The following is a 25706-nucleotide window of genomic DNA, read 5'->3' as shown; positions in this document are numbered from 1 at the left end:
TGGCCCTGCACCGAGCGGGTCTGGGTGCACACCTGCACCCTCGACCACCCGGCCGCCCTGGCCAACTACCAGGCGCGTGGGTTGCGTATCTACCAGCAGGAAGAGACGCCGCTCTAGGCGCGGCTAGTAAGCGCCCTGGTCGACCAGTCCCAGCCGCGGCACCCGGGTTCCCGGGGCGAGCAGGGGGCCGGGTGCCAGCACTGCGTTGGCGCCCACTTTGCACCCATCACCGATGAGGGCACCGAACTTACGCACCCCGGTCTCGATCACCCGCTCGCCATGGCGGATGCGGATGGGCGCGCCGTCACTCTCGTTGCGATAGTTGGCGACGATGGCGCCGGCTTCCAGATTCACCCCGGCGCCGATCAGCGAATCCCCGACGAAGTTGAAGTGCGCCAGCTTGCTCCCGTCCAGCAGCAGGCTGCTCTTCACCTCGCACGCCGGACCTACACCGCAGCCCGTGCCGAGATAGACCCCACCGCGCAGATAGGCCCCGGTCGCTACGAATGCTCCGGCGCCGATGATCAGGGGCCCCTTCAATACCACGCCGGCTTCCACCACGGCACTGTCATGGATGGCCTAGTCCCCGACGCGCCGAAAGTCCGGGCCGAGTCGTTCCAGCAGGGCGCGGATGTGCGCCTCGCACTCCTGGGTGATCCGCCACGGTTCGGCGGGCGCGAGGGCCAGTGTCGGCCAGCGGGCGATGAAGGTGCTGATGTCCAAGAGGCTCATGGCAGGGGCTCGGGGCTCGGGGAACGGGTTCGGCTTCGTGCTCGTCATCTTGTGCTGCGTCTCCTGCTGTCGTGCAAAGCTCCGAGCCTGGCCCGCCGGGCGAGCGGCCTGCCTTATTGGGGGCTAGGGGAGTTTATCGACGAAGCGCGCCAGGTCTGCCGCATAGAGTTTCGCCAACCCGGTCGTACCGTGGCCGCGCGTTTCGGTACTGGCCGGAATCAACAGTAACCGGGCACTGGGCACCTGCTTCAGTGCCTCTTGCATGAGGCCCGTCTCCGGTGGGTTACGCTCGTCATCCGCCGCATTGATGGCCAGGACCGGCACCTTGATCTTCGCCAAGCCCGGCTCGGCGTTGTAGTCGGCCGACGCTTCCCACTGATAGATGAAGTCGTTGGCGTCGATGGTGACCGGAGCCGCCAGGCGTTTATCGACCAGCTCATCGGCCTTGGCATGGGTGCCGGCGATCTCCTGGAAGTTCAGGGTGCCGCCACTGGTGGCGACTTCGAACATGGTCTTGGCCAGGCGTAGCGACGGCGGTTGCGTCTGGTAGTTACCCTGATTCCACGCGGGGTCCTGCTTGATGGATTCCACCAGCATGCGCCGCATCATCCAATTACGGCCGGCCATCTCCGTGGGCTGCGCCGCCATGGGCACCAAGCCATCGGCGAAGCCGGGGTGGAGGCCGCCCCACATCCAGGTCTGCATGCCCCCCATCGAATTACCGATGATCAAGCGCAAGTGCTTGATGCCTAGGCCCTTGGTGAGCAAGAGGTATTGCGCCTGCACCATGTCGGCGTAGTCGTAATGGGGGAAGGCGGCGCGCAACCCATCCGACGGCTTGGTCGACTTACCGGTGCCTATGGCATCCGGGATCACGATGAAATACTTGTTCGCATCCAGCGGCTGGCCAGGGCCGAACAACTGGCCCCCCACATCCTTGCTCAACATCGCCTTGGCCTGCTGGGCGGTGCCGTGCAGGACCAGGACCGCAGGGTTGCTGCTGTTGCCCAGCGTGATGTAGTGCAGCCGCAAGTTATCGAGCGTTTGCCCGGTATGGAACCTGAAGCTCGGCACCACGAAATCGCCTTCGACCGGCGTGGGTTGCTCGCTTGCTTGAACCGCAAGGGGGTTCAGCAGCAACAGCAGGGTGAGGGCAGAAAGCAAGCTGCCCATAGCAAGCCGTACGTTAAAAACTCTGCTCATGAAAGTCGTCCATCCGCTAACGAAACAATCAATAGGAAACTCACAACGTCACACCTCTCATCCTGCCGCTTACTACCTGAAGCCCTCTGCCAGACGCGGTAGTCCTCCAGCCTGGGCTTCACGCGCGTTACGGGCTGCCAGAGTGACTTGCCGACCTGTAGTTGAGCGAGTGGCTGAACAGCTGAGATCCCACGGGTTCCCGCGGGAGGCTTTAATAACATAGTGTGAGCTACGTCACAAAAATAAGGTGCGCATCCCCAAAGCCTTGCAGGAGCGGTTGGCCTCGCGGCAGCAGAGGCATTGATTGAGGGGGGCCAAGACGGTGCGCTCGAGGGGGCTGTCCCGACTGCCGATGAGGACCGCACTGGGGGAGGGGGCGGCAACCTTGGCGGTAGAGCCCTTGGCTTAGCAGCCAGTCCCCATCCATCCGCCATCCCGCGCCCAGTGCGGCCTGGCGGCGGATAAGCGCAGCGCTGGAACGCTTCGGCCAGCCATCGAGTCGGACTGAAAAACAGCCCTCGGGGAGCCTCCAGCCGTATGCAAGCCCTTCGTAGCCAGCTGGCGGCGCTGGACCCGCCCATCAAGCACGAACTCGAATCCCAGGGAGACAACCTGGTGATCACCCTGATCGATCCGGCACGCCCGGCGCGTGTCAGTCGCACCCTCAGCCAGGCCCTGGTGCGCAATACCTCGCTGCTCTACGAGGTGATCCGCGACGCCGTCAATCAACTGCGTGCCCTGGGCAGTCATGCCGCCATCACCGACCAGGACATCTATCCGGATGACCGGCCGCGGCCGGGCAGCGGGGCGGACCCTGGCGAAACCTGAAGGGGCGCACCGATCCGCCTCGACGGCAGCTCACCCAGGGTCAGATCCCCACCGCTTGGCGGTCACGGATCGTTCCGAGTCTCAACGAACAAGAGCAACGGCGCGATGAACGCTCATCAACAACTCCACAGCCTGGTCCACCGCCAGAAACTGCTGGCCGACTTCGGCGATTTCGCTCTGCGCTGCGAAGACCTGGACGAGGTCCTCACCCGCGCCTGTCGGCTGGTGAGCACTGCGCTCGGCACCGACCTGTCCAAGGTGCTGGAGATCGAGCGCGGCGCGCATCAGGCGCTGGTGCGTGCCGGCGTCGGTTGGCAGACCGGGGTGGTCGGCCAGGCCAGGATCTCTCTCGGAGAACGCTCTTCCGAAGCCTATTCGATCAAGGTCAGCCGCCCCGTCATCACCCCGGACATCGCCCAGGAAGAGCGCTTCGACCTGCCCGAGTTCCTCCGCGAGCACGGCGTCGTCGCCCTGGTGAACGTGCCCATCCTGCTACCCGGCGGCAAGCCCTATGGCCTGCTGCAGGTCGACGCCCGTGAGCCACGGGATTTCGGCGAGGAAGACGTTGAGTTCCTGCGTACCTACGCCACCATCCTCGGCCCCGTCATCGACCGGCTACTCAAGACCAGCGATCTCAACGAGGCCCTGCAGGCCAACACCCGGCTCATGCAAGAGATGCAGCACCGCATCAAGAACCACATCGCCATCATCGCCGGCCTGGTCTGGCTGAGATCGCGCGCGGCCCAGTCGGACGAAGCGCGCCAGGAACTCCAGGGCATAGGCGCACGCATCGATGCCCTGCGCCTGGTCCACGAACAACTCTATGTGGCCAACACCGCCAGGCAATTGCGCCTGCGGCCCTTCGTGATGCAGTTGTTGGAGAACCTGTGCCACCTGCATCAGGAGCACTCCGGCCCGGTACGGCTGCAGATCGCCATCGCCGACGTCGACCTGGACCCGGATACCGCCGTGCCCCTGGGCATGATCCTCACCGAATTCGCCTCCAACAGCCTCAAGTACGCCTTCGACGGCCAGGGCGGCTCGCTGGCGGTGGATATCGAAAGCGCAAGCGAAGGCGCCTGGACCGTGCGCATCGGGGACGACGGCAAGGGCCTGCCGTTGCAGGCACCCGCTACCAAGCCCGGGTCCGGCACCGGCATGAAGCTGATCGAGGGCCTGGCCGCCCAGATCGGTGGCCAGGCGCAGTGGTCACGCGCCGGCCAGCGCGGCACCGAGTTGCGGCTGAGCTTCAAGGTCAAGCAGTAGCGGGCTAGGACTCGTCCGCCACGGCCGGTGTCACCGCCGAACCCGCCAGCAGCCCGCCATCCAGATTCAATTCGCTGCCGGTCATGTAGGTCGCCTCGTCGGACGCCAGCAGCAGCGCCAGGGCGGCCACCTCTTCGGGCTGGCCGAAGCGCCGCAGCGGTGTATCCCGCACCAGGGCCGCCATGCGTGCCTCGCGATCCGGGCCATTGCCCAGCATGGGCTCCCACATCGGCGTGAGGACGGCGGCGGGGTGGATCGAATTGCAGCGGATGGCCAGGCCCTGCTCCGCGCAATAGAGCGCCACCGTCTTGCTGTGGTTACGCACCGCGGCCTTGGACGCGGCATAGGCCGCCGCTCCAGGGATGCCCACCAACCCGGAGCGCGACGAAATATTGATGATGGATCCGGCCCCCGCGGGCCGCATGGCACGGATGCCGTACTTGCAGCCGAGGAAGACGCCATCGAGGTTGGTGCGATGCACCGCCTGCCAGTCGGCCAGGCGGGCGTGTTCCGGATCGTGGGCCACCACGCCCTGCTCGAACCCGGTGATCCCGGCATTGTTCACCAGCACGTCCAGCCGACCCCGCTCGGCGAGGAGCTGCTGCGTCACCTGCTGCCACTGGTCTTCGTCACGTACATCCAGGTGCAGATAGCGCGCCCTGTCGCCCAACTGGGCCGCGACGGCGTGGCCCAACTCGTCGTTCAGGTCGGTGACATAGACGAAGGCACCTTCCGCCACGAAAGCCCGGGCGATGGCGGCGCCTATACCCTGGGCCGCGCCAGTGACGAGCGTGGTCTTGGTGAGCAACCGGTTGGCCATGGTGGATTCCTCCAGCGGTGGATGGGACCACAAGGGTAACCCAAGCCGCTGGGCGCCGATCACGCCCGCGCGCTGACCCCGCTGCTGCTGTCGCCGGCCTTCTTCAGCGCCTCGGTGTAGGCGGCATAGGCACTCATCAACGCCTCGCTGGCGGCCGCCACGTTGGCCTGGGCGGCCTCCCGCGCGGCCTGGCTGGCTTCCTGGGCCTCCTTGCTGGCGCCCTTGCTCTGGGCTTCCACGGCACGCAACTGCTTCTGCGCCAACTCCAGTTGCCGCTTGGCCATGTCGATGGCCTTCTGCAGCGTATCCAGGGTGCTGTTGCCGGTGCTGCCTTTGTCGCTGCTACTGCTGGCTTCGGCCTGGTCCTTGATCTGATTCAGCGGATTGGGCTTGCCAATGCCCTTTTCCTGCTTGGCTAGGGCGGTCTTGGTGGTCTCTTCTTTGGCCTGGGACTTGGTAGGCGCATCGCTCAATCTGAGAGTGACGGGGCGCAAGATGCCGTGGCCGATACCATTCACCGACAAGGGGCTGGACATCGCGGACTCCATAGCGAGGGGAATGCCAGGGTAGCGGCCGCACCAGCCAAAGATTGAGGACGCGCCCCGAGGGCTGCCTGAGCACCGACAGCAGACCTTGACCCCCTGCTGGACCCAAGCAAGGCGCAGGGCGAAACCGATCGACAGGCTGACGAACAGCCATTGCTGGAGACGCTGCCCAGGCGATTCCCTCCCGGCCCGCCGCGGCCGGCCTACTGGGTAATGACCGCGTGGTTGGAGAAACCGCTCTGGGTCAGGTTGATCACATTACCCGCCGTGGCCTGGGTCAGGTTGGCGGTGTGCTGGAAGCCGCTCTGATTGACGCTGATGCGGGAGGTATCGCCCGTGACATAGGCTGTCACCCCGAGGCCGCTGCCCTGTTGATCCACCTTCAACTGGCCGTCGTTGCCCAGGTAGTAGGCCGTGATGCCATTGCCGTCACCAGTGGACGCCAGATCCAGCTGGTTACCCTCGCCCGAGACGATGGCGGAAGCGCCGTTGCCGTCACCGGTCTGCGCCAGGGTCAGCTGGCTACCGACGCCATAGACATTCACCTCAGCACGATTGAGATCGCCACGCTGGGCAATGTCGACGCTGCTGGGCTGGCCCAGGTTGCTGGAATGGCTCAGGCTGACATCGTTGCCATTACCCTGCTGGACTACCTTGGAATCCACCCGCTCACCGGCCTGCTTGAGCCCCACGTAGTTGTCATTGCCGCGTTGCTCGACGACCGTGGTCGAATCGTTGCCGTTCTGGTTCACCCAGGCACCATTGCGCAGCCCGAAGCTGACCACCTGCAGGTTCAGCGCATCGCCATACTGGCGCAGCTCCAGATTGCCGTTCAGCCCGTCCTGGTTCACCGTCAGGGTGTTATCACCCGCCCGCTCGCCGGTCTGGTCGATGCTGATCCGGTGCGAGCCGCCGTCCTGATGCACATAGGTGTCCTGCCGCAGACCCGTCTGCCGCACCACCGTCTCGTTGTCCACGCCTGGCCCCTGATCCACCTCCACTCGCCCGTAGCCGGCATCGACCTGCTCGATGTCTACCCGCCGCCGCGCGCCCCAGCTCTGGTTGACCACCGCCACGCTCCTGCCGCTGTCCTGCACCAACCGAACGCTGTCATCGGCGTCGTTCTGCTGGGTGACCTGGGCATTCAAGAAGCTGCCGGTCTGCTGGATATCCGCCGTATTACGCGCCGATAGCCCACTGCCCTGGTCCAGATTCACCACATTGAAGCCACCGCTTTGCTGGACGTTTGCCGTCTGGGACGCGGCTAAGGCAGCACCGGTGTTGGCCAAGAGCAACAGCATCATGAGGGAGCGGGATGTTTGCATGGGACGGTCCTTGTAAAGTCTTTGGAAGACTAATCGGCCAGGGCTAGAAGGGTAATCTCATGAGTGAGAATTACTTGAGATTAATCTAGCTGAAAGCGTTCTATTTGTAATCGGTCGAAAGTCTGAATTGCATGCCGTGCTTCCTTCATGATGCGGTAGTTTTATCGGTACTCTCCTTTTTGTGCGGATTTGTTCCCTTTGGCTTTAAGGTTGTTTTTCGTCTGGTGCTCCGTATAAGCCTCTGAAATTGTTCAGCATCGACCCCATCTTTGTAGAGATGAATGTGCTAAAATTAATTCGCTGACCAATCTCAGAGGTGCTGTTTTAAGTAGATATAATAGAGTGTTGTGATTGAGCTTTGTCGAATGGCTTATTTTCTCCAACGATCAATAACGCTGGAAAATAAGATATCTCGCCAGGGAGTTTCCCATTCGCTATGAACATCAACGCTTCTAGAATGCGGTTCTGGAGCTGGAAGCGCCATTTTTATAACTGCGGGTAGTAGTACGGCATCACCGACTACTACACATTCGCCGGGTGCTAAGTTAGGTAGAATGTCTGTGATCGCGTTGGCGTTATCTGGAAATAGCCGGCGTACGTAATTTTGGTCAGCATCGTTTGTAAGGCGTAAAGAAATAAAGTTGTTGCATTGGGCAAAGATAGTTTCCGATACTTCCGACGGACGTTGGCTTACCACCATCAAGCTTAAACCATATTTTCTTCCCTCCTTTGCTATACGTTCAATGGATTTTCTGGAGGCTCGATAGGCTGCATGACCGTCCCGAGGTACATAGTTGTGAGCCTCTTCACAAACGAGCATGACGGGAATGTCGTTAAGCTTGCCATCAGCATGTTGTATTTTTGAATAATGAAAACAAAAGTCGAATATAAGCCGGGAAATCAAGCTTACAGTCACACTGAGTACTTCAAACGGAACGCCACTCAGATCTACAATGGTAACGTTTGATTTGTGGAGGTAGCCAATAAACTGTTTCATCAAGCTTTCAAAGTCTGCGGTGTTGTGTGCTTGGCCACAGGTTTTCTTTGAGTTCAGAAGAAATCTGAGTCGCTTGTCAGTAAGTTTTGCTTCTAGCCGTGATGTAAATCTGTTGAATTCTCCGTTGAATGGGCCGTTACTAGCTTTTGTAGCTGCTGCGGTGGAGTTTACGACAAAATCATATATTTTCTCGAAGTAGATTTTTCGGTCATCTACCAAGGTGCCATCTGCTAGCTTAGGTTTGTCTTCTCCTGGTAGTCGGCTAATAACTTCGCGATTTAGGTTTTCTATGAAGTTAAAAACTTCTTGAATAGAAAAGTAAACCGGGGTGTCATATGTTATTTCTGAAATGCTTGGATTGTGCTTTTCTTTATTGAGAACGACGGCATGTTTGAATTGGCTAACTTGGTTGTGCGAATTTGATTCGTTGCTCTCGATGAACATGCTTTCAAGTTCTTCGGAGTTCATTAGCCAGTACGGTAACTGAAGCGAATCAATATCTAGTCGGTTTAGCGTAAATAGTTCATCTTTTTCTAATTTAAATGCTGCTGTATATTCGTCGTGAATATCAAATATCACTATATGGGAGTTGTTTTGAAGGTTTTTGTTTTTGTTTTTGTTTTGAGATACTCCTACTGTTCTTTGTAGTACGCTAGCGACAGTGCAGGATTTTCCTGAGCCGGTAGATCCTACTACCGCAATATGTTTGCTAAAAAAACTATTTCCGTTGATCATCAGATCAATGGTCTTGTTCATTGATAGTTTGCCTAGCGGGAAATTATGGCTTCCATCTGCCGAAAATATTTTGTCTAAAGTATCCGCGTCTACAGTGAATGCTAGTTCGGTTGGTACGGGCAAAAGCAGGCTGCCGCGGTCGAAGGTTTTGTTGTCTACTAAAGTTCCAATGGCTTGACACTCTATCTGAAAGCTCCAGATAGGCTTGTCAGCTGCTGAAAATGTATTTATGCCTTTAATATTTAATATGGTCGCAATTGTAAAATCATGGTTGCCTTGGGCGATTTTTAGAAAGCGCCCTACTTGTAGCGCTTCCTTGTGGTTTTCAAATAATTCCAGGCTGTCTATGACAACTACAATTGCTTTTGGTGCGCAAGATAGAACCGCTCCAATTTTAGTAGACATCGCTTATCCCCAACATGTATTTTACTTCTTCAAGTTTTTCGCACGCTAGATTCTCGACATTAATGTCCTGCAAATCTAGCTCAGCTGTATTTCCATAGCCTATAACAAAAAAATCGTCTGCTTTTTTTTGCAGTTGAATGCCCTTATATTCATTCCAGGAGATAAGTCGAAGCGCAAATTCTTTTCTGTCTTTGTTTGCCATGGGTTCGCGGAAAAAGTTTTTTTCAGAAAAATCCATTGCAGTAAGTCCTAGGTTTGGACAAACGTCTTTGCTATCCAGTCTGCTGGCGATTTTATATAACTCTTGTTGTGTGACATCTAGAGCAAATAAAGGTGTTTGTGTATGTGCTTGCTTATAGTGATATTTGTCAATAAATGACTTTATGAAAAGAATAATTTGTTCGTCGAACTGCTCTATAAATTCAGGAAATATGGTTACAAAGCGGAGTCTAACGTTTTTATTGAGATTTTCTTTTAACTGTTTTCTTCGGGATTCTATAATTTTTTTTCGAGTTTTCAGTGCTAGTGTCCACTGGGAAATCGCTGTTGATCTTATTTTTCGTAAAGTGGCTAAAAAATCTTTCTTGGTTACTTTTCTAAGCGCCTCTTCATGTTTAATGCTTAGGTCGCCAATAATTTGAATTGCGTTTGGGTAAAATAGCGCTTCCACCTCGGTTTTTTCAAATCCTAGAGTGGATAATAGTTCCATGTTTTCCATCATTAAATCATCGTATTTAGATGTTAGTCTAATAGAAAATACGGTGAGAAATCCGCTTATGTTTACGCCGATTACATCTTTTATTGTGTTTTGTAATTCTTTGTTTTTAGAGTTTATAGCTTCATTTAGTTCTGTTGCGGAGATGATGATTTTCGGGCTGTTTGGAAAGTGTACAAAAAGATGATAGTCGATATTTGCTGTTGGGTTTGACTTGTAATGCTTCATCATCTGAAGTAAGGGGTCGTAAAGGATGCTGGGCGTATAAGTTTCCTTGGTTTCGTGGTACTTGCATTGAATTGCCTTGGTGCCACTGAATGTTCTTACTTCTATGTCTTCGACTATCCCTTCAATTGTAATTTCTGCATCGTCATCCGCTTTAAGTAATTCGGATAGAGTTTGGTTGAACTGGTACAGAAATCCTTGAATCGTATAATCAGCTGAGCGTCCCATTTTGATCTCTTATTAAATGAGTGGCTGGTTTTGCTGGTTTGAAAGTTTGGTATTACTCATCTGGCTTGGTGTTGCAATAAATCTTGCGCTTAAAGTTATTTTTAATTTGTTTTTGTGTTTGGTTTTAAAGTGTTCTTGCGAGGAGCCTGGATAAGCTTTTTTTGATTCAATGTTGTTGAGGTTCTTTCTACATTGCTCCAAATCCTTCTGCCGCAGAGCAATAGCGCATTTTTTTCAAATCCTCTTTGGTTTTCAGTTTTGCACAATTTTCCTTGAACCACTGCTTCGCCCCCTTCCTACACTCCCGATACTCGATAGAGCCCTTGCGGTGATTCCCACAAACACTGCCGTAATCAATCCGGTTGTCTTGCACATCCCAAGTAGCTAAGTAGGAGCCACTACCGTCCCATCCACGCACCCAATGGCTTTCCCTAAAGGAAGGCGAGGATGAGGTGCGCACGGGAGCTAGCTCTCGATCCGCCTTGTATTGGGCGAGATAAGCCGCAGAGACCATGCCCTGAGGCGGGGTGGTGGGCTCCTGAGTACGAGGCAGGGCGCCATAGCGGCAGCGCAGTACTTCTTCATCCACCACATTGCTCTGCTTGAGGCAGGCATCCAGGGATTGCGGGGCGGCTAGGGCTTGGCGGGGTTCTGGTGCGGGGAGGGCAGTGCTTGGGGGCGGTGTAGGGGCTTGGGCTTCTGAAACGTCTAGCGGCTGTTCAGCCAGAGGAGCGGGATGCAGCCAACGCTGTACCCAAGGCCAGTTGAGCCAGAGCAGGGCAACGGGCACCAGCAGCCAGATCAGTAACAGGGGAGAGTGCCGGGGCTTGCGGCGGCGATAGTCGGGAACGGCATCGAGTTCGGCGATGAGCGCGCTTCGGTAGTCTTGAGCGGTCTTACCGTGACGGTCTTTGCTGGGCATGTGGCCTCCTGGCCGGGCCGGGACGAGAGGTCGTTCCGGCCACATCCTTGTGATGGATTTCACGTTAGGTGGCAGGCGGAAGAGCGTCAAGGCTGGCAAAGTGCCGGAATTGAGCCCTTTCCTGTATTTAAGTCCGACGATTTTGCGAGAAATAGGGCTCGAACCCAGGATTGGCGAGGCTTCGCATTACGGCGTGAGCGTTGGTAAAGGCGCATGTCTCTCGTACTAGAGCCGACGAGCTGTCACCACGACCGTCCAGGCGGTCGCGGCATTCAGGGCTTAATCCGCTGACTTTAAGTTGTGTGGGCTGGCGATGTCGGCCCGTCCAGGCCTGGTCCTGAGCGCTGCGCTGTGCGCCTCTTCGCTACTCAGCTCGGGCTGGACGCTCGGGGCAGGGCGGTGAACCAATCCAGCGCTCTATCCCACAGCAGCTGGGCGCTGGGGCGGAAGTAGCCCATGTGACCGATGGCGCCGCCGTGCTGGCGGGGGTCAAGGTCTTCGCGTTGCAGGTCGGCGTTGCGATAGGCCTGCATGAAGGCATCGCGTGATTGCGGGGTGGCCCAGAGGTCGTCCAGGGCGTTGACCGCGACGATGGGGGTGCGCACCGCGGCGAAGCCGACTTCGATGCCGCGCATGGCCGGGTCGTCGAAGAAGTAGTGGGGCAGGCTGCACCAATGGCGCCACTGGCGATAGACGTCGCGCGGCAGGTCTTCGCCCAGGCCCAGGGCGCTCCAGGGGCAGTAGCCTTTCCACCAGGTGAGCACCGGCAGCACCAGTTTCCACATGGTCAGCACCTTGAGGCGCTCCAGCGGGGGCATGTAGCCGTACCAGCCGGCGCTGGTGCCGAAGACATAGAAGCCGGCCACCTTGGCGTGGTTGGGCAAGAGGCCGAAGGCGTGACCGCCATAGGAGTGGCCGACCAGGTAGAGCGGGACGTCGCCCTGGGCCATGGCGTCCACGGCGGCGGCGAGGTCCTGGCGCGCCCAGTCCAACAGGTCCATGCGAAAGCCCTTGAGCGAGGCCGGCGCCGAGCGGCCGACGCCGCGGTAGTCCAGGGTCAGGGTCTCGAAGCCGCGGGCGGCGGCGTGCTGGGCGAAGCGGCGGTAGAAGCCCTGGGGCACGGCGGTGGCGCCGGCGACGATCAGCCGGCCTTGGAGTGGGCCCTGGGCAGGAAAGCGCCGGGTGCCCAGGCGATAGCCATCGGCCGTGATCAGCTCTTGATCGAGCGCGTCGCTGGGCATGGGGTGGCCCCTATGACAGTTGTTATAATGCCTGGACGGTAGGTTATGACAGCTGTCATAGCAAGGAGAATGGATGACCGAGCAGTCGACGGTGCGGGAACGGGTAGTGGTGGCGGCTTCGGCCATGCTGGCGCAGCACGGCCTCAATGCCACCAGCATCCGCGAGACCATCAAACGCGCCGAGGCGCCGCTGGGGTCCACCTATCATCACTTTCCCGGTGGCAGGCACCAACTGGTGGTGGAGGCGGTGGAACTGGCCGGGGCGCGGGTCAGCCGTGACCTGGAGCAGCAACTACAGGTCGGGACGCTGGCAGGTATCCAGGGCTTCCTGCGGCTGTGGCGCGACATCCTGTTGGACTCGGATTTCCGCGTCGGCTGCCCGGTGATGGCGGTGGCGGTGGAAGAACCGGTGGACGAGATCGCCCAGCGCGAGCTGGACGCGGCAGCGGGCATCTATCGCCGCTGGGAGGCGCTTTTGCAGAGGGCGCTGGTGGAGCACGGCCACTCGGCCGAGGCGGCCACCGGCCTTGCGACCCTGCTGGTGGCAGCGGCGCAGGGCGTGATCCCGCTATGCCGTGCCCAGCGCAGCATCGAACCCTTCGACCGGGTGGCCGAACGTCTGGTGGCGCTGGTCTGACGGGAACGCCGCCGCGATGTGGGGACTCCACCAAGGGCGTCCCTTGCACCGGAGTACCCTATGAGCCGCGAACCCGCCAACGACCAGCAGACCCCACACGATTACGACGAATACGGCGACGTGCCGGATTCGGCCGATACCACTACCACCGAAGAGCGTGAGGACCAGGACGACAGTCCCTTGAGTCCGAAGCGGTAGTGGGGTTGGGGTGTTGGGCTTCGCTGCGCTCAGCGCCAACCTACGGTGTTGGTGGCGGGCGCGGCATTTCCACTCGCGCCGATCCAGCCCCCTCTCCCAGGGGGAGAGGGTTGGGGTGAGGGCGTGGTGTTCGAGGTTGGTTGTTGGGCTTCGCTGCGCTCAGCGCCAACCTACGGTGTTAGTGGCGGGCGGGGCGTTTCCGCTCGCGCCGATCCAGCGCCTTCTTCTGGGGTGAGGGGTGGTGTTCGAGGTTTGCTGTTGGGCTTCGCTGCGCTCAGCGCCAACCTACGTGCCGGTGGAGGGCATGGTGTTTCCGCGCGCACCGATCCAGCCCCCTCTCCCAGGGGAAGAGGGTTGGGGTGAGGGCGCTGGCATAACAGTTATGCCTATCTGTAAGCAAAAAGACTTCTGTACGGCTGCCTAGTCGCCTGGCTGTAGCTGGCGCGTTGCTCTGTTGGCTGCGGACAATCGGATCCTTGTCCCTAGGAGTCCGCTGCCATGTCTCTCGCTTTTCATCAGGTCGATGTCTTCGCCCAACGCCCCCTAGAGGGCAATGCCCTGGCGGTGGTCTGCGGTGCCGACCATCTCTCTACCGAGCAGATGGCGGCGCTGGCTCGTTGGACCAATCTGTCGGAGACCACCTTTCTGCTCCAACCGACCGATCCGGCGGCGGATTATCGGGTGCGCATCTTCACCCCAGTGCGCGAACTGCCTTTCGCGGGCCATCCGACCCTGGGCAGTTGCCATGTTTGGCTGCGCGAAGGTGGGCGGCCACGGGGTGGCGAGGTGATCCAGGAGTGTGGCGCCGGGCTGGTGCCGATTCGCGCGGCCGGAGAGGAATTGGCCTTCGCCGCGCCGCCCTTGCTGCGTGGCGGACCGGTGGAGCCCGAGGTGCTGGCGCGTATCGCCCGCGGGACGGGGCTGGCACCTGAGCGTATCCAGGCCAGCCAGTGGGCCGACAATGGTCCCGGCTGGGTGGCGGTGCTGCTGGAGAGTCGTGAGGAGTTGCTGGCGATCCGCCCGGACTACAGCGCCCTGGAAGGACTGAATGTAGGCCTGGTGGCGCCCTGGACCGGCCCGGAGGCCGAGGCGCAATTCGAGGTGCGCGCCCTGATGGGCGAGGAATTCGCCGAGGACCCGGTCACCGGCAGCCTCAACGCCAGCCTGGCGCAGTGGCTGATCCCGGCGGGGCTGGCGCCGGAGCGCTACCTGGCCAGCCAGGGCACTGCCCTGGGCCGCCGTGGCCGAGTGCGGGTGGCCCGGATCGACGGCCGTATCTGGGTGGGTGGTGCGGTGCAGGATTGCATCCGCGGTACGCTGGCACTCTAACCTCAGGTGGCGTGGAGCGTACTCAGCGCTACGCTATGCGGCTGGGTTGGCGACGAGGACAGGTGCACAACCACCTGGCTCCTTTAGGCATCCTTTATGCAGCACTCTGGCCTCTTTCCCAGGAGTTACCCATGGCCCACGCCTTCGATAGCACCGCCCGCACCGTCACCACACAGCGCGATCTGGATACCCCCGCCATCCGCCAGGCACGCATCGACCTGGCCGCCTGCTTTCGCATGGCCGCCCGGCTCGGCCTGGGCGAGGGGATCTGCAATCACTTTTCCTTCGTGGTGCCGGGGCATGACGATCTCTTCCTGGTCAATCCCTACGGCCTGGCCTTCGCCGAGGTGACGGCCTCGTCGCTGCTGATCTGTGATTTCGAAGGTGGCGTGGTGGCCGGCGAGGGCGCTCCCGAGGCCACCGCCTTCTATATCCATGCCCAGTTGCACCGGCTCAATCCACGCGCGCGGGCGGCTTTCCATACCCATATGCCCAATGCCACGGCGCTGTGCCTGCTGGAGGGCGAGTCCTTCGTCTGGGCCGGGCAGACGGCGCTGAAGTTCTATGACCGCCTGAGCGTGGACGAAGACTACAACGGTCTGGCGCTGGACTATGCCGAGGGCGAACGCATCGCCCGGGCGGCGGGTGAGGCCGATGTGGTGATGCTGAAGAATCACGGTCCGCTGGTGCTGGGCCCGAGCATCGCCGAGGCCTGGGATGATCTCTACTACCTGGAGCGCGCCGCCGAGGTGCAGCTCAAGGCCATGGCCAGCGGCCGGCCGCTCCTGCCGGTGGCCCCGGCCATCGCCCATGCCGCCTGCCAGCAGATGTTGCAGGGCAACGCCGAGAGCGCCCGGTTGCACCTGGAAAGCGTGAAGCGCCAGTTGCTGCGGCTGGAGCCGGATTATCTGGACTAAGGGCGTTAAGCGTCAGCCGCCGCTCAGGCGCGTCTGACGTTCGCGGCGCGGCGTGGCTGCCACCGGGGGCGTCTCTTCGGCTTCGACGGCCAGGACCGCGGTGTCGACCGGCTGGGCATTGAGGTCGGCGATCAGGCGCTCGCGCAGCTGGTGCTTGATCTCGCGGCCCACCGCGAGCTGCAGGTGATTGTCCAGGGCCAGGAAGCCCTGGCGGAGGATGTCGATGGAGAGGGAGGGGCTATCAGCCCCTAGCGGGCAGACGTCGTAGGTGAGCGGTGACGCGGTGGCAGACGGCAGCCTGGTGATCATGGGATGTCCCTCCTGGACGATGCAACCATGATGGCAGAGCCTGCCGGCCGGACCTGAGTGCCAAAAACGCGAGCCGTGGACTGCTGCGCATTTTCTTTCTGCAAAAAAAAGCCCGGGTCCTACCCGGGCTCAAACGCAGAGTCAGCTTCTACGATGCCTTGCGGCATGGAACTCAGAGTGCCACTCCTTTGCTTACGACCGCCTTAACGGATCTGGTCCGCCAGCAGGGCCATGCCGGCGATCACGGTGAAGATCAGCAGGAGGTGCATCCGGGAGCGCTTGTCCATGGGCTGCTCGGTCACGACGAGAGGAATAAAGCCTGATGATATCAAAAAGCCATCATTTGGGTTGCCTCAGGACGAGTCGCCCTGGCGGTCTCCGAGCATCAGGTGAATGCGGCGTTCGAGGGCATCCAGGCCGAAAGGTTTGATGAGTACGCGCATGCCCGCTTCGAGGTCGCCGTCACCGATGACGTTGCTTTCGGCATAACCGGTGATGAACAGCACTGGCAGCTTGGGCCGCCCGCTGCGCAAGGCATCGGCCAACTGGCGACCGTTGAGGGGGCCGGGCAGGCCGACATCGGTGACCAACAGGTCCAGCGGGGTATCGGCCTGTAGCAGGCTCAGGGCCGTGGCGCCATCGGCCGCTTCCAGCACCCGATAGCCCTGGGCGGTCATGACCTCGACCACCAGGGCGCGGATGGTGGGTTCGTCGTCGACCACGAGGATGGTCTCGCCCTGGCCCCGCAGATTGGGTTCCAGCTCGGGATAGACCGGCGGATGGGCGATGCTCGCGAGGTAATGGCGCGGCAGATAGAGGTGGACCCTGGTGCCCTGACCGGGCGCAGATTCGATACGAATCCCGCCGCCGGATTGCAGCACGAAGCCGTGCACCATGGACAGGCCCAGGCCCGTACCCTGGCCCAAGGGCTTGGTGGTGAAGAAGGGATCGAACACCCGCTCGAGCACCTCTTCGCTCATGCCGCTGCCGGTATCCCCCACGCTCAGGCGGACGTAGTCGCCCGCGCCCAAGGCGCACTGCTGGGCGTGGGCTGCGTCGAGGGCCTCGTTGGCCAGGACGATGCGGATGCGTCCGCCCTCGGGCATGGCGTCGCGGGCATTGAGGCAGAGGTTGAGCAGGGCGTTTTCCAGCTGCGAGGCGTCGATGTGGGTCAGCCAGAGCTGCGGATCGGCCTCGTGCTCTAGGATGATTTGCGGTCCTATGCTGCGCTGGATGAGATCTTCGAGCCCGACCACCAGTTGTTCCAGCGCCACCGGTTGCGGATCGAGGGTCTGCCGACGGGAGAAGGCCAGCAGCCGGTGGGTCAGGGCGGCGGCGCGCTGGGCGGCGCTGCGGGCGGTGCCGGTGTAGCGATCCAGGTCCTGCAGGCGACCCTGGCGCAGACGCAGTTCGAGCATCTCCAAGGAGCCGAGGATGCCGGTCAGCAGGTTGTTGAAGTCGTGGGCGATGCCTCCGGTGAGCTGGCCGACGGCTTCCATCTTCTGCGATTGCCGCAGGGCTTCTTCCATGAGCCGGATGCGCTCTTGCTCGTTGAGGCGCTCGGTCACGTCGTAGGCGAACTGGTAGGCGCCGATGCGCCGCCCCTCGGCGTCGAGCAGGGCGTTGAATTGTAGTTCGTAGTGACGCTGGATCGGAGCTTCGCCCACCGAGACGATCTCGCTGAAGGCTTCGCCGGCGAAGGCCCGCTGCCACTGCGCGCTCAGGCGCTCACGTATCTGCGGTTGGCTGTCCAGGGCGGCGAGGTAGGAAGCGCCGATCCGCGGTCGAACGTCGAACACCTGGGCGAAGAGGTCGGCCCCTGAGCCATTGAACGCCAGCCAACGGAAATCGAAATCCAGCACATGGATCATCGCATCGGCACCATCCACCACGTTCGCCAGGATGCGGTTGGCGGCCAGCGCGGCCTGCACCCGCTCTTCGAGGGTTTCGTTGAGCTGACGCAAGGCCAGTTCGGCGCGCTTGCGCGCGGTGATGTCCTGGAACAACACGGCAACCTGGCGCCGACTGGCCGGTTCGATGCGAAAGGCGGTCAGCTCCAGGTAGCGCCCGGTGGCCACCAGTTCCTGCTCGAAGCGGATGGATTCACCGGTGCGCAGCACCTGGCCGTAACGGTCGAGCCAGGCCTGGGCCTCGTCGCCGACCACGTCGCGTAGCTTCTTGCCCACGATGTTGGGGATACCGGCATGGGCGGCATAGGCCGGATTGGCCTCGACATGGAGGTAGTCGCTCAGCGGTCCATGGGGGCCGTCGAGGAATTCGATGATGCAGAAGCCCTCGTCCATGGCGTTGAACAGGAACTGGTAGCGCTCGCTGGCCAGGGTGGCCGTGCCTTCCACCGGCGCATCGCGGGCGTCGAGCTGCTGTTGCAGCTGGCGGTTGCTCTGTTCCAGCTGCGCGATACGCGCCATCAGGGCGGGGATGTCTGCTGAGGACACAGGGGGCTCGGGATGGGCAAGTTGAGGCGACGGCTTCGCTTCAGGAATCGCATTAGACGTCTTGAAACGAAAAAGTGCCAGACAGGTCACGGAAGCGGCTTTTCGCCATTTTAGATCTCAAAAATGACGAGTCGACCGGGCTGCATGCTTGGGCTCAAGAAGCGGTTCTGGGGTGCTGCGAGAGGTCATACCTCTTTGCTTTCGGTGGATTGACAGCTGTTCAGACAACTCATACGATGTCATATGAATATCCGGTAACAGCTTTCCAACGACCCCGGTTCACGCCGGCCATAACAACAAGTCAGGAAGCCTATTCGATGACTATCCAGGTCACCCCCGGGTCGGAATCCGCCCCGCGATCGCAGGTCCCGCCCGTCGCCACCACCCAACAGGCCTCACGCTTCACCCGCTATCGCTGGCTGATTTGCGCGCTGCTGTTCATCGCCATCGGCATCAACTACATCGACCGCCAGATGATCGGCATCCTCAAGCCCACGCTGCAGACGGACCTAGGCTGGTCGGAGACCGACTACGCCAAGATCGTGTTCTGGTTCCAGTGCGCCTATGCCATTGGCTTCCTCACCTTCGGGCGGATCATCGACAAGGTGGGGGTACGCATCGGCTATGCCCTGGCCTTCACCATCTGGACCATCGCCAGCATCGGCCACGGCATCGCCCATACCGTTACCCATTTCGTGCTGGTTCGCTTCACCCTCGGCTTCGGCGAGTCCGGCAGCTTTCCGGCAAGCCTGAAGGCGGTGTCGGAATGGTTTCCGCAGAAGGAGCGCGCCCAGGCCACCGGCATCTTCAACGCCGGTACCGCCATGGGGCCTATCATCACACCTTTGCTGGTACCGGCCATCACCCTGGCCTGGGGCTGGCGCGCGGCCTTCATCTCCATCGGCATCGTCACCGCGCTGTGGCTGGTCGCCTGGCTGCTGCTCTATCGCCGCCCCCACGAGCACCCCAAGGTGAGCCGTGAAGAGCTGGCCTATATCCAGTCCGACGATGGCTCGCCGGTATCGGCCAAGCCGGCTACCGCGGTGAAGATCTCCTGGTTCAAGCTGCTGACCTTCCGCGAGACCTGGGCCTACGCCGCCGGCAAGTTCCTCACCGATCCGATCTGGTGGCTGTACCTGTTCTGGCTGCCGGACTTCCTCGGCAAGACCTACGGCCTGAACCTGAAGTCCTTCGGCCCACCGCTGATCGCCATCTATATCCTGGCCGACATCGGTTCGGTGCTGGGCGGCTGGGGTTCCTCCAAGCAGATGAAGCTCGGCCGCAACGCCAACCTGGCGCGCAAGACCACCATGCTGCTCTGCGCCCTGGCGGTCGTGCCCATCGTCACCGCCCAGTTCGTTTCCAGCCTCTGGCTGGTGGTGGGCATCATCGGCCTGGCCGCGGCGGCGCACCAGGCCTGGTCGGCCAACCTGATGACCCTGCCGTCGGATCTCTTCCCCAAGGAAGCCGTGGCCTCGGTGATCGGTATCGGCGGAACCGCCGGCGCCATCGGCGGCATGCTGATGACCACCTACAACGGCTACATCCTGGAGATATTCAAGTCCTACCAGCCGATCTTCATCGTGGCCGGCAGCGCCTATCTGGTGGCCATCCTGGTCATCCACGTCCTCACGCCGCGTCTCAAGCCGGTGCCGCTGGAGCGTATCTCGGCGGGTTGAGGCGCAGCCGCTGACCGCAAAGCCGCGTGGTGCTGCCACGCGGCTTTTTTCATTCCGTACGCGCGGCCAACCACTTACCCAACAGGGCATCCAGCTGTTGCTGCTCGTCCGCGCTGAGGGTAGCCAGGGCGCGGCGCTCGTTGTCCACGTGGGCGCTCATCAGGCCATCGATGAGTTCGAAGCCTGAGTGGGTGAGGGCGACCAGGGTGCTGCGGCGATCCCCGGGATTCTTCTGGCGCTTGATCAGGCCGGCGCGCTCCAGGCGGTCGAGGCGATTGGTCATGCCGCCCGAGGAGATCATGGCCGATTCGTAGAGCACCGTCGGACTCAGCGCATAGGGCGCGCCGGCACGTCTCAAGGTGGCCAGCACATCGAATTCGCCATAGTGCAGCCGGTGCTCGTCGAAGAAGGGCTGCAGGACGTCGCGACTGAGCACCTGGGCGACCTCGCCGAGACGTCCCACCAGGCGCATGGGCAGGGCGTCCAGATCGGGACGTTCGCGGCGCCATTGGTCCACGGCGAATGCGGCGCGATCGGCCATAGCGTTACCTCGATCATGTATCTTGATGTTAAGATACTTCTCATCAAGAGAAATATCGCGTCATTCCGGAGATTGTCCATGCTTTCCGCGTCACCATCATCCCCGTCCGTTGCTTCGCCACGGCAGGATGCCTGCCTGGCCGTGCTGCTGGTGCTCTTGGTCGGCCTCAACCTGCGGCCGATCCTGGCCGCCATCGGTCCGCTGCTGGATGGCATCCAGGTGGCAACCGGACTGGACGGCAGCGCCGCCGGCGCGCTCACCACCCTGCCCATCGCCGCCATGGGCCTCTGTGCCCTGGGTGGGGCCCGGTTGCAGGCCTGGCTCGGCGAGCGCCGTGGCATCGCCCTGGGCCTGTTGCTGCTGGCGTTGGCCAATGCCGTGCGTTGGGACGAGCCGAGCGGGCTGGGGCTGATCCTCACCGCCGGCCTGGGCGGGGTCGGCATCGCCCTGGTGCAGGCGCTGATCCCGGCCTATATCCGCCGTTGTTATCCACAGCGCACCAGCACCCTGATGGGGCTCTACACCACCGGCATCATGGGTGGCGCCGCCCTGGCCGCCGCCACCGCGGCGCCCCTGGCCGAACGGTTGGGTTGGGCTCCAGGCCTGGCGCTCTGGACCCTGCCGGTGCTGTTGGCGCTGGTGACCTGGCTGGCCCTGGCGCGCCCCGATGCGCCGGTATCCACCGCGGTTCCCCGCGCCCAGCCGTGGCGTTCACGGCAGGCCTGGGTGCTGCTGGCGTTCTTCGGCATCGGCACCTCCGCCTACACCCTGGTACTGGCCTGGCTGCCGCCGTACTACACCGGCCTCGGCTGGCAACCGGTCGACAGCGGCCTGCTGCTGGGCGGCCTGAGTCTCGCCGAAGTCAGCGCCGGCCTCTTGCTCTCGGCGACCATCGCCCGGCTGCGCAATCGCCGTCCTTTGGTGCTGGGCGTGCTCGGCGTGGTGCTGGTGGGGCTGCTGGGCCTGGCGCTGGTCCCGCTGCGGTTGGCGCTCCCCATCGCCCTCCTGCTCGGCCTGGGTATCGGCACCTTGTTCCCGCTGTCGCTGATCCTGGCGATGGACCAGGTGCGCGATCCAGGCGAGGCGGGCGCCTTGCTCGGTTTCGTCCAGGGTGGCGGCTATCTGATCGCCAGCCTGGCGCCGCTGGCCGCCGGCATCCTGCGCGACCAGTTGGACAGCCTGGCCAACGCCTGGCTGCTGATGGCGGTGGGCGTGGTGCTGCTGATGGGGCTGGGGTTGCATCTGACCCGGACCGAGCGGGTCGTTGGGCTTGCGCCCTGCCACGAGGCCTAGGCCGCGCGCGGCAGGCGCAATTCTACGCAGAAGCCGCCCCGAGCTCTGTTGCTGAAACTCAGGGCGCCGCCCAGGCGGCGGGTGATGGTCTCGACGATGGCCAGACCCAGACCGGCACCCTGGGGGTTGCCGGCGCTGTAGAAGCGATCGCACAGCCGCGCCAGTTCGGCTTCGTCCACCCCGGGGCCGCGATCTTCCACCCGCAGCAACACGCCGTCGTCCTGGCCCGGTTCGATGCCCACCTCCACTGCACTGCCGGCGGGGGCGAAGGCCAGGGCGTTGGTGACCAGATTCTGCAGGGCGATGGCGATGGCATCCGGGTCGCCCAGCACCGGTTGTCCCGGCTGGGCCGCCAGCACCAATTCGACCTGCCGCTCCAGCGCCAGGGGCGTGAGTTCCGCCAGTTCTTCGCGCACCAGCGGCTCCAGCTCCAGCGGCTGGACCTGGGTGGCACCGGGTTCCAGTCGCGCCAGGGTGAGCAACTGGCTGGCCAGGCGGGTGGCGCGACTGACGCCCTGGCGCAGGTAGCCGAGGGCTTCGTCGCGCTCTTCGGGCGTCTGGGCGCGCTGGGCGTTCTGCGCATGCAGATCGAGGATCGCCAGGGGCGTACGCAACTCGTGGGCGGCGTCGGCGATGAAGCGCCGCTCGCGGTCGAGCAGGGCGCGCAACTGGGCCAGCAGGTGATCCAGGGCGCTGTGCATGGGTTGCAGCTCCGGCGGCAGCGGGCCGCTCGGCAAGGGCGCCAGGCTGTGCTGGTCACGCTCGCGCAGGCCGCGGGCGAAGTCCTGCAAGGGTCGCAGCCCCCAACCCAGCAGCAGCCAGAGGATGCCTACCAGCAAGGGCAGCCCCACCAGGGTCGGCCAGAGGGTATGGCTGACGATGCGCTGGATGAGGTCCTGACGCAGGTCATCGCGCTCGCCGACCCAGATGCGCAGGCCGCTGTCGGCCATCCGCACCAGCACCCCGCACCATTCGTGGCCGTTCACGAAGACGTCGTGCAGCCCCTCGGGTGGTACTTCCGCCAAGCGGGGCGCGTTGCCCGAGCGGGCCAGCAGTTGGCCGTCGGCGGTCCAGATCTGGAAGGTCAGCTGGTTCTCATAGGGATGCGCCGCGACGCCATTGGCACCGGGCTGCATGGCACGGTCGAAGACCCCCGCCAGCATGGTCCAGGTAGCCGCCGTCGGGACGCCCGTCTGCAGCAGGCTCTCCAACAGGCGGGCGCCCTGTACCAACTGGGCGTCGTAGATGTCTTCGATCTCGCGATGGCTATCGCGCAGGGCCAGCAGGGCCAGGGCCAGGCTGCCGGCCATCACCAGTGCCAGGGTAGGGGCGAGGATGCGGGTGCGGATGGCGATCATGCTTGGCGCTCCAGGAGATAGCCCACGCCGCGGACGGTGCGGATGAGGCTGCTGTCGAGTTTCTTGCGCAGGTTGTGGATGAGGACTTCCAGGGTGTTGCCCGACGCCGCCTCCTGCCAGCCGTAGAGAGCATTGCTCAGCCGCTCGCGGGTGATGACGGCGCCGGGGCGCAAGAGCAACTGGTGCAGCAACTGGTATTCCATGGGGGTCATGACCACCTCGGCGCCCCGGTAGCGGACCGCCTGGCTGGCCGGGTCGAGGCTGACCCCGGCATGCTCCAGCAGCGGTTGCGCGCGGCCGCAGCTGCGACGGACCAGGGCACGGATGCGCGCCTTGAGTTCGTCCAGGTCGCAGGGTTTGACCAGGTAGTCGTCGGCGCCGGCATCCAGGCCCTGGATGCGGTCGGCCTTGGCATCGCGCGAGGTGAGCACCAGCACCGGCACGTTGCCCTCGGGCTGGCTGCGCAGGCGGCGCAACAGGTCGAGGCCGTCCAGGCGGGGCAGGCCCAGATCCAGCAGCACCAGGTCGAAGCGCTCGCAGCCCAGGGCATGCTCGGCGGCCAGGCCGTCGGCCACCCAGTCCAGGGTGTAGCCCTCGCCGCGCAGGGCCATGCGGATGCCCTGGGCCAGGGCGGCATCGTCTTCCACCAGGAGTACCCGCACGGCCTGTCTCCTTTCGCTCTAGAGGTAGCTGGTGATCATCGCCGTAGCGCGGATGAGGCAGTCCGTGGCAAACGTTACTGAATATTTCATACTAAGATTGCATTAAGGTTCGGCGCCGAGCCTGGGCTTCCCAACAAGAGGAGTGCCACCATGCGCCGTCTGCTGCTTCCGCTGCTGTTCGTAAGTCCCCTGGCCCTAGCCGCCGAGCCCCAATGCACCCAAGCGGACAAGTCGACCTGGCAGAACGCCGATCAATTCCAGGCCAAGCTGCGCGAGCAGGGCTACGAGATCAAGAAGTTCAAGATCACCAAGGGTAACTGCTACGAGATCTACGGCTTCGACAAGGACAAGCGCAAGGTCGAGATCTATCACGATCCGGTGAGCGGCAAGGCGGTCAAGACCGAGGTCGAGGGCTGATGAGCGCGGCGACCGTACGGCTCTGGGACCCCCTGGTGCGGCTGTTCCATCTGTCGGTCGCCGCCGCCTTCTTCGCCAACTACTTCTTCAACGAGAAGGGTGCCTTCTGGCATCGCTGGATCGGCTACTACGCCAGTGCCTGGCTGGTGGTGCGGCTGGTGTGGGGTTTCGTCGGTCCGCGTAGCGCGCGCTGGAGCGATTTCTGGCCGACCCCCGCCCGGCTCAAGGCCCATCTGTCCGCTCTCTGGCAGAGGCGCCCCTATCATCGCCTCGGCCATTCGCCGCTGGGCGCCCTGGTGATGCTACTGATGATGGCCGCCATCGGCTCGCTCTGCCTGACCGGCTTCCTGATGACCGAGGTGGATGCGCTCTGGGGCGCCGACTGGCCGGAGGATCTGCATGCCCTGTTCGCCAACGCCCTGCTCGCACTGGTCTGCCTGCATGCCGTAGCAGCGGTGGTGGAAAGCCTGGGGGTACGCGACAACCTGCCTTTGTCGATGCTGACCGGTCGCCGCCGCCCGCTCGACGACCGATCCACGCCCGATTAGGGCTTGTCTGAAAAGTCGCCGAGCGAAGGCCAGGCAAGGCAAAAATTCGTGAGGAAGCGGAGTTTACGAGTGGTAAATGAGCATTCCGAACGGATTTTTAACGCAGCATGGCCGAGCGCAGGCACTTTTTAGACAAAGCCTAGGCGCAGTGCGCGTCGAGGGTGCCCGGTGGGTCCACCTGGACCGTCACGTGTTGCAGGCCATGCTGGCTGCGCAGCAAGTCGCCCACCAGCGTCGGCAGCCGCAACGGATCGCTGCCCGGCGCCGGAGTGATGTGCAGGGTGGCGATACGGGTTTCGTCGGTCAGCGTCCAGACGTGCAGATGGCCCACCTCGGCCACCTCCGGCAGGGCGCGGACCGCCGCCGTGGCGCCGGCCGTGTCGAATTCCCGCGGCGCGGCCTGGAGGAGCACTGCGGCGGCATCGCGCACCAGGCTCCAGGCCGATTTGACGATCAGCAGGGCGACCAGCAGCGATAGCGCCGGATCGAGCCAATTCCAGCCGGTCCAGAGGATGCCCAGGGCGGCGAGGATGGCGCCCACCGAGCCCAGCAGATCGCCGGCCACGTGCAGCAGGGCGCCACGCAGGTTGCTGTCATCCTTGTGCCCGCCGTTGAGCACCAGGAAGCCGACGACATTGACCAGCAGGCCGATCACCGCCACCACCAGCATGGGGCCCGACAGCACCTCGGTGGGCTCGCGCAGCCGCGTGATCGCCTCCCAGCCGATCCATAGCACCAGCAGGAGCAGGGCGATCCCGTTGGTCAGCGCCGCCAGGATCCGCACCCGGTGGAAGCCGTAGGTGAAGCGGGCATTGGCCGCCTTGGCGGCGACGCGATAGGCCACCAGCGCCAACAGCAGCGCCGCCGCATCCGAGACCATGTGGCCGGAATCGGCGATCAGCGCCAACGAACCGGCCCACCAGCCGCCGAGGGCCTGGACGATGGCGTACACCAGGGTCAGACCGAACACCAGCTTGAGCTTGCGCTCGTTGTCTGCCGTTACCCGCGGGGCATGGGAATGGCCATGGTCGTGTCCGTGGCCATGCTGATGATCGTGATCGTGATGATGGTTATGGGCGGAGCCACTCATCGCTAGGGTCTCTCGTCGATAAAGGAAGAAGCGGGTGTTACGCCGCTCTGGTGATCATTCTGAAGTCTGTAGTTACTTCAGGGTA

26 protein-coding genes and 1 pseudogene are annotated in these 25706 nt (G+C 62.2%); 11 read left to right on the top strand and 16 right to left on the bottom strand.

Annotation, left to right across the window (positions count from 1 at the left end):
- Nucleotides 1-117: pseudogene (locus tag CCZ28_RS12075) on the top strand (GNAT family N-acetyltransferase); the annotation flags it as partial.
- 6 nt (nucleotides 118-123) lie between these two features.
- On the opposite strand, the gene CCZ28_RS12070 reads toward CCZ28_RS12075, so the two are convergent.
- The 3 genes from CCZ28_RS12070 to CCZ28_RS12065 all read right to left on the bottom strand — a co-directional run bounded on the left by CCZ28_RS12070 (nucleotide 124) and on the right by CCZ28_RS12065 (nucleotide 1935).
- Nucleotides 124-546, bottom strand: coding sequence for a transferase (locus CCZ28_RS12070; protein ID WP_346764000.1), 423 nt, complete (start codon nucleotides 544-546; stop codon nucleotides 124-126).
- Between the two features lie 33 nt (nucleotides 547-579).
- Nucleotides 580-732 (bottom strand): hypothetical protein, encoded by a 153-nt coding sequence (locus CCZ28_RS24880; RefSeq protein WP_346763999.1) that lies wholly within the window; start codon nucleotides 730-732, stop codon nucleotides 580-582.
- 123 nt (nucleotides 733-855) lie between these two features.
- Nucleotides 856-1935: an alpha/beta fold hydrolase gene (locus tag CCZ28_RS12065; protein ID WP_140218314.1), complete on the bottom strand. Its 1080-nt coding sequence runs from the start codon at nucleotides 1933-1935 to the stop codon at nucleotides 856-858.
- Nucleotides 1936-2472: 537 nt separating this feature from the next.
- On the opposite strand from CCZ28_RS12065, the gene CCZ28_RS12060 reads away from it, so the two are divergent.
- Together CCZ28_RS12060 and CCZ28_RS12055 are read left to right on the top strand one after the other, a co-directional pair.
- Nucleotides 2473-2763: a hypothetical protein gene (locus CCZ28_RS12060; protein WP_058766329.1), complete on the top strand. Its 291-nt coding sequence runs from the start codon at nucleotides 2473-2475 to the stop codon at nucleotides 2761-2763.
- Between the two features lie 105 nt (nucleotides 2764-2868).
- On the top strand, nucleotides 2869-4029 hold the full coding sequence (locus CCZ28_RS12055; protein WP_140218312.1) for a sensor histidine kinase: 1161 nt from the start codon (nucleotides 2869-2871) through the stop codon (nucleotides 4027-4029).
- A gap of 4 nt (nucleotides 4030-4033) precedes the next feature.
- On the opposite strand, the gene CCZ28_RS12050 is transcribed toward CCZ28_RS12055, so the two are convergent.
- From CCZ28_RS12050 to CCZ28_RS12015, 7 genes are all read right to left on the bottom strand, one after another.
- On the bottom strand, nucleotides 4034-4849 hold the full coding sequence (locus CCZ28_RS12050) for a glucose 1-dehydrogenase (protein ID WP_140218310.1): 816 nt from the start codon (nucleotides 4847-4849) through the stop codon (nucleotides 4034-4036).
- Between the two features lie 59 nt (nucleotides 4850-4908).
- The gene (locus tag CCZ28_RS12045) at nucleotides 4909-5385 is read right to left on the bottom strand and encodes a hypothetical protein (protein ID WP_140218308.1); all 477 of its coding nucleotides are present in this window, start codon (nucleotides 5383-5385) and stop codon (nucleotides 4909-4911) included.
- 212 nt (nucleotides 5386-5597) lie between these two features.
- The gene (locus CCZ28_RS12035; protein WP_140218306.1) at nucleotides 5598-6719 is read right to left on the bottom strand and encodes a hypothetical protein; all 1122 of its coding nucleotides are present in this window, start codon (nucleotides 6717-6719) and stop codon (nucleotides 5598-5600) included.
- A 370-nt stretch (nucleotides 6720-7089) separates the two neighbouring features.
- Entirely contained in the window at nucleotides 7090-8856 is a 1767-nt protein-coding gene (locus CCZ28_RS12030) for an ATP-binding protein (RefSeq protein ID WP_140218304.1), read from the bottom strand.
- Entirely contained in the window at nucleotides 8846-10024 is a 1179-nt protein-coding gene (locus CCZ28_RS12025; protein WP_140218302.1) for a hypothetical protein, read from the bottom strand. Before CCZ28_RS12025 ends, CCZ28_RS12030 begins: the two co-directional genes overlap by 11 nt.
- Before the next feature lie 187 nt (nucleotides 10025-10211).
- The gene (locus CCZ28_RS12020) at nucleotides 10212-10946 is read right to left on the bottom strand and encodes a hypothetical protein (RefSeq protein ID WP_140218300.1); all 735 of its coding nucleotides are present in this window, start codon (nucleotides 10944-10946) and stop codon (nucleotides 10212-10214) included.
- A gap of 368 nt (nucleotides 10947-11314) precedes the next feature.
- Nucleotides 11315-12187, bottom strand: coding sequence for an alpha/beta hydrolase family protein (locus tag CCZ28_RS12015; protein WP_140218298.1), 873 nt, complete (start codon nucleotides 12185-12187; stop codon nucleotides 11315-11317).
- 73 nt (nucleotides 12188-12260) lie between these two features.
- On the opposite strand from CCZ28_RS12015, the gene CCZ28_RS12010 reads away from it, so the two are divergent.
- The 4 genes from CCZ28_RS12010 to CCZ28_RS12000 all read left to right on the top strand — a co-directional run bounded on the left by CCZ28_RS12010 (nucleotide 12261) and on the right by CCZ28_RS12000 (nucleotide 15268).
- Entirely contained in the window at nucleotides 12261-12824 is a 564-nt protein-coding gene (locus tag CCZ28_RS12010; RefSeq protein WP_140218296.1) for a TetR/AcrR family transcriptional regulator, read from the top strand.
- Nucleotides 12825-12884: 60 nt separating this feature from the next.
- On the top strand, nucleotides 12885-13022 hold the full coding sequence (locus CCZ28_RS24445) for a hypothetical protein (protein ID WP_167509234.1): 138 nt from the start codon (nucleotides 12885-12887) through the stop codon (nucleotides 13020-13022).
- A gap of 498 nt (nucleotides 13023-13520) precedes the next feature.
- Nucleotides 13521-14351 (top strand): PhzF family phenazine biosynthesis protein, encoded by an 831-nt coding sequence (locus CCZ28_RS12005; protein WP_140218294.1) that lies wholly within the window; start codon nucleotides 13521-13523, stop codon nucleotides 14349-14351.
- A 131-nt stretch (nucleotides 14352-14482) separates the two neighbouring features.
- Entirely contained in the window at nucleotides 14483-15268 is a 786-nt protein-coding gene (locus tag CCZ28_RS12000) for an aldolase (protein WP_140218292.1), read from the top strand.
- Nucleotides 15269-15280: 12 nt separating this feature from the next.
- On the opposite strand, the gene CCZ28_RS11995 is transcribed toward CCZ28_RS12000, so the two are convergent.
- Both CCZ28_RS11995 and CCZ28_RS11990 read right to left on the bottom strand, forming a co-directional pair.
- The gene (locus CCZ28_RS11995; RefSeq protein ID WP_140218290.1) at nucleotides 15281-15577 is read right to left on the bottom strand and encodes a hypothetical protein; all 297 of its coding nucleotides are present in this window, start codon (nucleotides 15575-15577) and stop codon (nucleotides 15281-15283) included.
- 353 nt (nucleotides 15578-15930) lie between these two features.
- Nucleotides 15931-18033 carry an ATP-binding protein gene (locus CCZ28_RS11990; protein WP_140218288.1) on the bottom strand — a complete coding sequence of 701 codons (2103 nt, stop codon included), beginning with the start codon at nucleotides 18031-18033 and terminating at the stop codon, nucleotides 15931-15933.
- A 317-nt stretch (nucleotides 18034-18350) separates the two neighbouring features.
- Here CCZ28_RS11990 and CCZ28_RS11985 point away from each other — a divergent pair, with 317 nt between their 5' ends.
- Complete coding sequence (locus tag CCZ28_RS11985; protein WP_140218286.1) at nucleotides 18351-19712, top strand: MFS transporter; 1362 nt, start codon at nucleotides 18351-18353, stop codon at nucleotides 19710-19712.
- A gap of 49 nt (nucleotides 19713-19761) precedes the next feature.
- On the opposite strand, the gene CCZ28_RS11980 is transcribed toward CCZ28_RS11985, so the two are convergent.
- The gene (locus CCZ28_RS11980) at nucleotides 19762-20253 is read right to left on the bottom strand and encodes a MarR family winged helix-turn-helix transcriptional regulator (protein ID WP_205894571.1); all 492 of its coding nucleotides are present in this window, start codon (nucleotides 20251-20253) and stop codon (nucleotides 19762-19764) included.
- A 78-nt stretch (nucleotides 20254-20331) separates the two neighbouring features.
- On the opposite strand from CCZ28_RS11980, the gene CCZ28_RS11975 reads away from it, so the two are divergent.
- Nucleotides 20332-21546: an MFS transporter gene (locus tag CCZ28_RS11975; protein WP_240795151.1), complete on the top strand. Its 1215-nt coding sequence runs from the start codon at nucleotides 20332-20334 to the stop codon at nucleotides 21544-21546.
- On the opposite strand, the gene CCZ28_RS11970 is transcribed toward CCZ28_RS11975, so the two are convergent.
- The gene (locus CCZ28_RS11970; protein WP_140218284.1) at nucleotides 21543-22904 is read right to left on the bottom strand and encodes an ATP-binding protein; all 1362 of its coding nucleotides are present in this window, start codon (nucleotides 22902-22904) and stop codon (nucleotides 21543-21545) included. The genes CCZ28_RS11975 and CCZ28_RS11970 overlap by 4 nt on opposite strands.
- Nucleotides 22901-23566, bottom strand: a complete 666-nt coding sequence (locus CCZ28_RS11965; protein ID WP_140218282.1) for a response regulator — start codon at nucleotides 23564-23566, stop codon at nucleotides 22901-22903. Before CCZ28_RS11965 ends, CCZ28_RS11970 begins: the two co-directional genes overlap by 4 nt.
- A gap of 150 nt (nucleotides 23567-23716) precedes the next feature.
- Here CCZ28_RS11965 and CCZ28_RS11960 point away from each other — a divergent pair, with 150 nt between their 5' ends.
- Nucleotides 23717-23983, top strand: coding sequence for a PepSY domain-containing protein (locus tag CCZ28_RS11960; protein ID WP_140218280.1), 267 nt, complete (start codon nucleotides 23717-23719; stop codon nucleotides 23981-23983).
- On the top strand, nucleotides 23983-24531 hold the full coding sequence (locus CCZ28_RS11955) for a cytochrome b/b6 domain-containing protein (RefSeq protein WP_140218278.1): 549 nt from the start codon (nucleotides 23983-23985) through the stop codon (nucleotides 24529-24531). Before CCZ28_RS11960 ends, CCZ28_RS11955 begins: the two co-directional genes overlap by 1 nt.
- A gap of 139 nt (nucleotides 24532-24670) precedes the next feature.
- Here the strand turns inward: CCZ28_RS11955 and CCZ28_RS11950 are convergent, their stop codons facing one another.
- Nucleotides 24671-25621: a cation diffusion facilitator family transporter gene (locus CCZ28_RS11950; RefSeq protein WP_140218276.1), complete on the bottom strand. Its 951-nt coding sequence runs from the start codon at nucleotides 25619-25621 to the stop codon at nucleotides 24671-24673.
- Nucleotides 25622-25706 lie beyond the last annotated feature (85 nt).

The organism is Pseudomonas oryzihabitans, assembly GCF_006384975.1.
GTDB lineage: Bacteria > Pseudomonadota > Gammaproteobacteria > Pseudomonadales > Pseudomonadaceae > Chryseomonas > Chryseomonas psychrotolerans_B.
Note: the sequence above shows the minus strand (reverse complement) of the source record. Positions and strands in the feature narration are given on the sequence as shown.

Coding starts and splice junctions, on each gene's coding strand:
- CCZ28_RS12035 (WP_140218306.1), bottom strand. CDS start 6,719: ATGCAAACATCCCGCTCCCTCATGATGCTGTTGCTCTTGGCCAACACC.
- CCZ28_RS12060 (WP_058766329.1), top strand. CDS start 2,473: ATGCAAGCCCTTCGTAGCCAGCTGGCGGCGCTGGACCCGCCCATCAAG.
- CCZ28_RS11970 (WP_140218284.1), bottom strand. CDS start 22,904: ATGATCGCCATCCGCACCCGCATCCTCGCCCCTACCCTGGCACTGGTG.
- CCZ28_RS11980 (WP_205894571.1), bottom strand. CDS start 20,253: ATGGCCGATCGCGCCGCATTCGCCGTGGACCAATGGCGCCGCGAACGT.
- CCZ28_RS24880 (WP_346763999.1), bottom strand. CDS start 732: ATGAGCCTCTTGGACATCAGCACCTTCATCGCCCGCTGGCCGACACTG.
- CCZ28_RS11995 (WP_140218290.1), bottom strand. CDS start 15,577: ATGATCACCAGGCTGCCGTCTGCCACCGCGTCACCGCTCACCTACGAC.
- CCZ28_RS11975 (WP_240795151.1), top strand. CDS start 20,332: ATGCTTTCCGCGTCACCATCATCCCCGTCCGTTGCTTCGCCACGGCAG.
- CCZ28_RS11985 (WP_140218286.1), top strand. CDS start 18,351: ATGACTATCCAGGTCACCCCCGGGTCGGAATCCGCCCCGCGATCGCAG.
- CCZ28_RS12015 (WP_140218298.1), bottom strand. CDS start 12,187: ATGCCCAGCGACGCGCTCGATCAAGAGCTGATCACGGCCGATGGCTAT.
- CCZ28_RS11960 (WP_140218280.1), top strand. CDS start 23,717: ATGCGCCGTCTGCTGCTTCCGCTGCTGTTCGTAAGTCCCCTGGCCCTA.
- CCZ28_RS11955 (WP_140218278.1), top strand. CDS start 23,983: ATGAGCGCGGCGACCGTACGGCTCTGGGACCCCCTGGTGCGGCTGTTC.
- CCZ28_RS12020 (WP_140218300.1), bottom strand. CDS start 10,946: ATGCCCAGCAAAGACCGTCACGGTAAGACCGCTCAAGACTACCGAAGC.
- CCZ28_RS12010 (WP_140218296.1), top strand. CDS start 12,261: ATGACCGAGCAGTCGACGGTGCGGGAACGGGTAGTGGTGGCGGCTTCG.
- CCZ28_RS24445 (WP_167509234.1), top strand. CDS start 12,885: ATGAGCCGCGAACCCGCCAACGACCAGCAGACCCCACACGATTACGAC.
- CCZ28_RS12005 (WP_140218294.1), top strand. CDS start 13,521: ATGTCTCTCGCTTTTCATCAGGTCGATGTCTTCGCCCAACGCCCCCTA.
- CCZ28_RS12025 (WP_140218302.1), bottom strand. CDS start 10,024: ATGGGACGCTCAGCTGATTATACGATTCAAGGATTTCTGTACCAGTTC.
- CCZ28_RS12055 (WP_140218312.1), top strand. CDS start 2,869: ATGAACGCTCATCAACAACTCCACAGCCTGGTCCACCGCCAGAAACTG.
- CCZ28_RS12000 (WP_140218292.1), top strand. CDS start 14,483: ATGGCCCACGCCTTCGATAGCACCGCCCGCACCGTCACCACACAGCGC.
- CCZ28_RS12065 (WP_140218314.1), bottom strand. CDS start 1,935: ATGAGCAGAGTTTTTAACGTACGGCTTGCTATGGGCAGCTTGCTTTCT.
- CCZ28_RS12045 (WP_140218308.1), bottom strand. CDS start 5,385: ATGTCCAGCCCCTTGTCGGTGAATGGTATCGGCCACGGCATCTTGCGC.
- CCZ28_RS11950 (WP_140218276.1), bottom strand. CDS start 25,621: ATGAGTGGCTCCGCCCATAACCATCATCACGATCACGATCATCAGCAT.
- CCZ28_RS12050 (WP_140218310.1), bottom strand. CDS start 4,849: ATGGCCAACCGGTTGCTCACCAAGACCACGCTCGTCACTGGCGCGGCC.
- CCZ28_RS12030 (WP_140218304.1), bottom strand. CDS start 8,856: ATGTCTACTAAAATTGGAGCGGTTCTATCTTGCGCACCAAAAGCAATT.